Genomic DNA, 7,115 nt, shown 5'->3' on the forward strand with positions numbered 1-7,115 from the left:
ATGATTGCGGGCGGACCACGCGGGGTAGGCGGGTGCGAAGTCCCCGCACGGTGAGGAAAGCATGGTCTCCCACGTCTTCGTACTCGGTCTCGACGAGCGCAACCTGGACACGTTGCGCGGCCTGCCCGCACTCTCCGACTGCCGATTGCACCCGCTGCTGGACGTCGACCGGCTCGTGCACGTCGACGAGATCGACCTGCCCGCGCTGCTGGAGGAGGCCGATCGCGAACTGGACGCCTCCGGCGGGCCGGTGGACGCGATCGTCGGCTACTGGGACTTCCCGGTCAGCTCGCTGGTGCCGATGCTGTGCGAACGGCGCGGCCTGCCCGGCGCCGACCTGCGGGCCGTCGTGCAGTGCGAGCACAAGTACTGGAGCCGCGTGGTGCAGTCGGAGGTCATCGACGAGGTGCCGCGCTTCGGCCTCGTCGACGTCGACGAGGACACCGCGCCCCCGGCGGGCGTGCGCTACCCGATGTGGGTCAAGCCGGTGAAGTCCTTCTCCTCGCAGATGGCCTACCGCGTCACCGACGACGAGGAGTTCCGCGCCGCGCTCGGCGAGATCCGGGAGGGCATCGACAAGGTCGGCAAGCCCTTCGAGGACGTCCTGGCCCGCATCGACCTCCCGGCCGAGATCGCCGACGCGGGCGGGCGCTCCTGCGTCGCGGAGGAGGCGGTCAGCGGGCGGCAGGTCACCGTGGAGGGCTACGACCCGGGCGACGGGGTGCGGGTCCACGGCGTCATCGACTCCGTGCAGTACCCCGGCACGTCGAGCTTCCTGCGCTACCAGTACCCGTCCTCGCTGCCGGACGAGGTGATCCGGCGGATCACCGACGCCACCAGGCGCGTCATCGAGCACATCGGACTCCGCCACGTCCCGTTCAACGTGGAGTTCTTCTGGGACGAGGAGTCCGGCGCCGTGCACCTGCTGGAGATCAACGCCCGGCACTCCCAGTCGCACGCGCCGCTGTTCGAGGACGTGGACGGTGCGCCGAACCACCAGATCCTGGTGCAGCTCGGCCTCGGCCGGGACCCGGACTTCCCGCACCGCCGCGGGGAGCACGCGGTCGCCGGCAAGTGGTTCTACCGGACGTTCGAGGACGGCGTGGTGCGCCGCGCCCCCACCGCCGAGGAGGTCGCCGCGGTGGAGCGCGACCACCCCGGCGTCCGGGTGCACCTGATGGCCGAGCAGGGCGTCCGGCTGTCCGAGCTGCCCGACCAGGACAGCTACAGCTACGAACTGGCCCACCTCTACATCGGTGCCGCCGACCCGCAGGAGCTCCGGAAGAAGTACGAGCGCTGCGTCCACGACCTGCCCTTCGACATCGATCGAACAGGAGGAACCGCATGAGGGCGGTGACGAACCTCCCGCACGAGGTCCGCGCCGAGGAGCACGTGTGGATCCCGTTGCCGGACGGGACCCGGCTGGCCGCGAAGATCTGGCGGCCGGTGTCCTCCGACGACGAGCCGTGCCCCGCCGTGCTGGAGTTCATCCCGTACCGCAAGCGCGACCTGACCGCGCTGCGCGACTCGATTCACCACCCGTACCTGGCCGGGCACGGCTACGCGTGCCTGCGCGTGGACCTGCGCGGCAGCGGTGAATCCGAGGGCGTGCTCACCGACGAGTACCTGGAGCAGGAGCTGCGCGACGGCGAGGACGTGCTCGCGTGGATCGCGAAGCAGCCCTGGTGCACCGGCCGCACCGGGATGATGGGCATCTCCTGGGGCGGCTTCAACGCGCTGCAGCTGGCCGCGCGCGGGCCGGAGAGCCTCGGCGCGATCGCCGCGGTGTGCTTCACCGACGACCGCTACGCCGACGACGTGCACTACATGGGCGGTTGCCTGCTCAGCGACAACCTGTCCTGGGCGTCGACGATGTTCGCCTACAACTCCTGCCCGCCCGACCCGGCGCTGGTCGGCGACCGCTGGCGGGAGATGTGGCACGAGCGGCTGGAGGGCAGCGGCCTGTGGCTGCGGGAGTGGCTGGAGCACCAGCGCCGCGACGACTACTGGCGGCACGGCTCGGTGTGCGAGGACTACTCGTCGGTGCGGTGCCCGGTGCTCGCGGTCAGCGGCTGGGCCGACGGATATTCGAACGCGGTGTTCCGCACGCTGGAGAACCTCGACGTCCCGCGCAAGGGCCTGATCGGCCCGTGGTCGCACAAGTACCCGCACCTGGGCCAGCCCGGCCCCGCCGTCGGCTTCCTGCAGGAACTGGTGCGCTGGTGGGACCGCTGGCTCAAGGACGTCGACAACGACGTGCTGGACGGGCCGATGCTCACCACCTGGATGCAGGACAGCGTGCCGCCGTCCACCGCCTACGCCGAACGGCCCGGCCGGTGGGTGGGCGACCCGGAATGGCCGTCGCCGCTGGTGGAACCGGCGCGGCACCCGCTGCGCCCGCACCACGTCGGGCTGCCCGGCGCGGAACCGGAGGAGGCCGAGCTGGTGGTGCAGTCGCCGCTGTCGGTGGGCCAGTTCGCCGGGAAGTGGTGCTCCTACAACGCTCCCCCGGACCTGCCCTACGACCAGCGGGAGGAGGACGGCGGCTCGCTGGTGTTCGACACCGACGAGTTCACCGAGCGCGCCGAACTCCTCGGCGCACCGGTGCTGGACCTGGACGTGGAGGTGAGCGAACCGGTCGCGATGCTCGCCGCCCGGCTCTCCGACGTGCGGCCGGACGGTTCGGCGACCCGCGTCACCTACGGCCTGCTGAACCTCACCCACCGCGATTCGCACGACGAACCGGCGGAACTGGTGCCGGGGCGGCGGTACCGGGTGTCGGTGGCGCTCAACGGGGTGGCGCAGGCCTTCCCGCCCGGGCACCGGCTGCGGATCTCGCTGTCCACGTCCTACTGGCCGCTGGCCTGGCCGCCGCCGCGTCCGGTGCGGCTCACCGTCCACACCGGACGCAGCAGCGTGCTGCTGCCGTGGCGGCCCGGCGGCGCCGACGAACCGGAGGTGCGGCCGTTCGAGGAACCGGAAGGGGCGCCACCGGTCTCCTCCACCCCGCTGTCACCCGGGGAGGAGCGCTGGACGGTGTCCCGCGACCTCGTCGGCTACGAGTCGGCGTTGGAGGTGGTCAAGGACCTCGGCGTGGTCCGGCTCGACGACATCGACCTCGAACTGGCCCGCGACGCGTGGGAGCGCTACAGCTGGACCGGCGACGACTTCGACTCGGTGCGCGGCGAGAACGTGTGGCGGATGGGTTTCCGGCGCGACGGCTGGGACGTGCGGACCGTGACCCGCACCGTGCTCACCTCCACGCCGGAGGAGTTCCAGCTGCACGCCCAGCTCGACGCCTACGAGGACGACGAGCGGGTGCTGTCGAAGAACTGGCGGCACTCCATCCCCCGCGACCACGTGTGAGCACGCGAACGCACGACGAAGGAGGAGCACCATGTCCGCACGCAACTCTCCCCCGGCCCAGCAGCAGACCGCGCCCGGGGCGACCGAGGGGATGGTTCCCGCTCCCCGCGACGAGATGACCGAGTACCGCGGACGCGGGTTGCTCGACGGCAAGCGGGCCCTGGTCACCGGTGGCGATTCCGGCATCGGACGGGCGGTTTCGGTGGCGTTCGCCAAGGAGGGCGCCGACGTGGCCATCGCCTACCACGCCGATCTGGAGGACGCCGACGCCGAGCACACCGCCGAACTCGTCCGCGCCCAGCAGCGGCAGTGCGAGCTGCACAAGACCGACCTCGGTGACGAAGCGGCCTGCCAGCGGCTCGTCGACGAGGTCGCCGCCGAGCTCGGCGGGCTCGACGTGCTCGTCAACCACGCCGGGACGCAGGCGCCGGTGGAGCGGTTCACCGACACCACCACCGAGCAGTTCGACCGCACCTTCAAGGTGAACGTCTACGCGCCGTTCTGGCTCACCCGCGCCGCCCTCGCGCACCTGCCGGCGGGGTCGGCGATCGTGAACACCGGATCGGTCAACGGGTTGCGCGGCAACAAGACCCTCATCGACTACGCGGCGAGCAAGGGCGCGGTGCACGTGCTCACCATGTCCCTCGCGCAATCCTTGGCGCAGCAGGGAATCCGGGTGAACTGCGTGGCGCCCGGTCCGGTGTGGACACCGCTGATCCCGTCCACGCTGCCGGAGGAGTCGGTGGAGGGCTTCGGCGAGCACGTGCCGATGGGGCGGATGGGCCAGCCGGACGAGATCGCCCCGTCGTACGTCTTCTTCGCCGCCGACCAGCTCTCCAGCTACTACACCGGGGAGGTCCTCGCCCCGGTGGGCGGGGAAACGCACCCTGGGTGAACGTGTGAGCCGATCTTGCGGCGGGTATCCGGGTGGCCCCGCACAGGACAGGAGGGAGATCGTGCTCGATCCCGCATCCCGTGCACCGCGGGCGTCGGTCCCGGACACCGCCCGGATCGCCGCCCGCGTGCTGCTGCCGACCTTGGCCGCCGGTGTGATCGTCCGCAGGCCGCGGGTGATGGCGTTCGCGGAGCGCAGGCGGCTCGACCGGTCCGCGATCCGGCTGCTCGCCGAACTCCGCTCCCGGTACGGGGACGGCCCGCTGCGGCTGCCGATCCCCGGCCGGGAGTTCGCCGTGGTGCTCGATCCCGCCCAGGTGCGGGACGTGCTGCGCGACTCGGCGGACCGATTCACCCCCGCGAACCTGGAGAAGCGCACCGCGCTGCGGCACTTCCAGCCGCACGCGGTGCTGATCTCGCGCGGGCGGGCGCGGGCGCGGCGGCGCGAGTTCAACGAGGACGTGCTGGAGATCGACCGGCCGGTGCACGAACTGGGCCCGCGCATCGTGGAGATCACCGCGGAGGAAGGCGCTCGGCTCGCCGAGCAGGCGGGCGGGCGGCTCGACTGGGACGCGTTCGCCGCCGGGTGGTGGCGCGCCGTGCGCCGCATCGTGCTCGGTGCCGGCGCCCGGGACGACCGGCGGCTGATCGAGCTGCTCAACGGCCTGCGCTCGGACGCGAACTGGGGGTTCCTGCACCCGCGCCGCACCGCCCGCCGCCGCGAGTTCGACCGGCGGCTGCGCGCGCACCTGTCCCGGGCGGAACCCGGCAGCCTCGCCGGGGTGATCGCCCGTGATTCGTCCGATGTGGACGGAGCGGATCAGGTGCCGCACTGGCTGTTCGCCTTCGACGCCGCCGCCATGGTGGCGTACCGCGCGCTGGCGGTGCTCACCGCGCAGCCGGAGCGGCTGCGCGCCGTGCGCGAGGAGGTCGACGGCGCGGACTCGCCGATGCTGCCGCTGCTGCGGTCCTGCGTGCTCGAATCGGTGCGGCTGTGGCCGACCACGCCCGCGCTGCTGCGCGACGCCGTCACCGAGGCGAGCTGGGGCGGCCGCACGATCCCCCGCGGCAGCGGCCTGTTCATCTACACCCCGCTGTTCCACCGGGACCGGCGCACCGTCCCCGACGCGGACCGGTTCGCCCCCGAGTCCTGGTTGGACGGTGCCGCCCAGCAGCACCCGGGTCTCGTCCCGTTCAGCGCGGGCCCCGGCCGCTGCCCCGGGGAGAACCTGGTGCTGCTCACCGCGAGCACCCTGCTCGCCGCCCTGCTGCGCGGCCACGAGTTCCGGCTGGACGGCGAGCACGAGCTGGGACCCGACGGGCCGCTGCCGCACACGCTGGACAACTTCGAGCTGGAGTTCCGCGTCGCGGCCCGCGCGGCCTCCGGGACGCGGTGAGCCGGTGCTGGAGGAGAGCGCGACCGCGGCGCCCCGCAGCCGCGCGGACCTGCCCGCGCACTGGCTGCTGACCGCGGCCGAACGCGGCAACCCGGCCACCGGCCTCGACGAACGGCACCCCGGCGGGATCGCGTGGTCCACCGGCAACTCGGTGCGCCCGCTGGTCGACGGCACCGAGTACTTCGACCGGCTCGTCCCCGCGCTGCGCGACGTCGGTGCCGGGGACCGGATCTTCTTCTCCGCCTGGATCGGCACCCGGGGCAAGCCGCTCGACGCCGAGGGCATCACCCTCGGCGAGCTGCTGCTGCGGGCGCTGCGCCGCGGCGCCTCGGTGCACGCGCTGTTCTGGTGGCCGTTCCTGACGCTGCGGCGGGACCTGGTGCCGGACAACCGCCGGTTCGCCACCGCGCTGCGCCGCCACGGCGGGGCCGCGCTGCTGGACCAGCGGGTGCGGCCGATCGGCTGCCACCACCAGAAGTTCCTGGTGGTCCGCCGTCCCGAGCGGCCGGACACCGACGTGGCCTTCCTCGGCGGGATCGACCCGTGCGCGAGCCGCCGCGACGACCACGAGCACCACGGCGACCCGGACGTGCAGACCTCCATCGACGACCGCTACGGCGCGCGACCGGCCTGGCACGACGCCCACCTGGAGGTGCGCGGCCCGGCGGTGCAGGACGTGGAGCACTGCTTCCGGGAGCGGTGGGCCGACGCCACCGCGTCCCGGCGCGGCCCGATCTCGCGGACGCGCCGGTTGTTCGCCCGGCGCGCCGACCCGCTGCCCGACCGGCTCCCGCCGCCACCGCGGTCCGGGGAGCAGGCGGTCCAGCTGCTGCGCACCTACCCGGCGAAGCGCCCGCGCTACCCGTTCGCGCCGGACGGCGAGCGCAGCGTCGCGCGCGGCTACGCGAAGGCGCTGCGCCACGCCCGGCGGCTCGTCCACGTCGAGGACCAGTTCCTGTGGTCCCCGGTGGTGGCCGAGGCGTTCGCGGCGGCACTGCGCCGGGAACCCCGGCTGCGCCTGGTCGCGGTGGTGCCGCACCGCCCGGAGAACGGCGGCGTCGTGGAGGCGGCGACCAACGACGTGGCGCACCGCGAGGCGCTGGACCTGCTGCGCGCGGCCGGCGGTGACCGGGTCGACGTGCACGACCTGGAGAACACCGCCGGGCTGCCGATCTACCTGCACTCGAAGGTCTGCGTCATCGACGACCGCTGGGCGGCGGTCGGCTCGGCGAACCTCAACCGCCGCTCCTGGGCCTACGACTCGGAGCTGACCGCGGCCGTCGTGGACGAGGGCGCGCACCCCGGGTTCGCCCGGGACCTGCGGGTGCGCCTGTGGTCCGAACACCTCGGCCGCTCCCCCGGCGACACCGCGGAGCTCGCCGACTCGGTGCGCGGCGCCGCCGTGCTGCGCGAGTCAGCCGCCGCGCTCGACCGCTGGCACGCGCAGGGCCGGGCGAC

The 7,115-nt window shown here is 73.3% G+C and carries 5 protein-coding genes; all 5 read left to right on the top strand.

Features of this window, described 5'->3' with window-relative positions; genetic code table 11:
• Nucleotides 1–61 precede the first annotated feature (61 nt).
• Nucleotides 62–1,348 (top strand): acetyl-CoA carboxylase biotin carboxylase subunit family protein, encoded by a 1,287-nt coding sequence (locus tag LCD31_RS07205; protein WP_224956793.1) that lies wholly within the window; start codon nucleotides 62–64, stop codon nucleotides 1,346–1,348.
• Nucleotides 1,345–3,366, top strand: coding sequence for a CocE/NonD family hydrolase (locus LCD31_RS07210; protein WP_224956795.1), 2,022 nt, complete (start codon nucleotides 1,345–1,347; stop codon nucleotides 3,364–3,366). The genes LCD31_RS07205 and LCD31_RS07210 overlap by 4 nt, the downstream gene beginning before the upstream one ends.
• Before the next feature lie 31 nt (nucleotides 3,367–3,397).
• Nucleotides 3,398–4,261, top strand: coding sequence for an SDR family oxidoreductase (locus LCD31_RS07215; RefSeq protein WP_224956797.1), 864 nt, complete (start codon nucleotides 3,398–3,400; stop codon nucleotides 4,259–4,261).
• 61 nt (nucleotides 4,262–4,322) lie between these two features.
• Complete coding sequence (locus tag LCD31_RS07220) at nucleotides 4,323–5,657, top strand: cytochrome P450 (protein ID WP_224956798.1); 1,335 nt, start codon at nucleotides 4,323–4,325, stop codon at nucleotides 5,655–5,657.
• A 4-nt stretch (nucleotides 5,658–5,661) separates the two neighbouring features.
• The coding region (locus LCD31_RS07225) for a phosphatidylserine/phosphatidylglycerophosphate/cardiolipin synthase family protein (RefSeq protein WP_224956800.1) at nucleotides 5,662–7,115 on the top strand (1,454 nt) is incomplete at its 3' end.

It is taken from the genome of Saccharopolyspora sp. 6M (assembly GCF_020176775.1).
GTDB lineage: Bacteria > Actinomycetota > Actinomycetes > Mycobacteriales > Pseudonocardiaceae > Saccharopolyspora_C > Saccharopolyspora_C gregorii.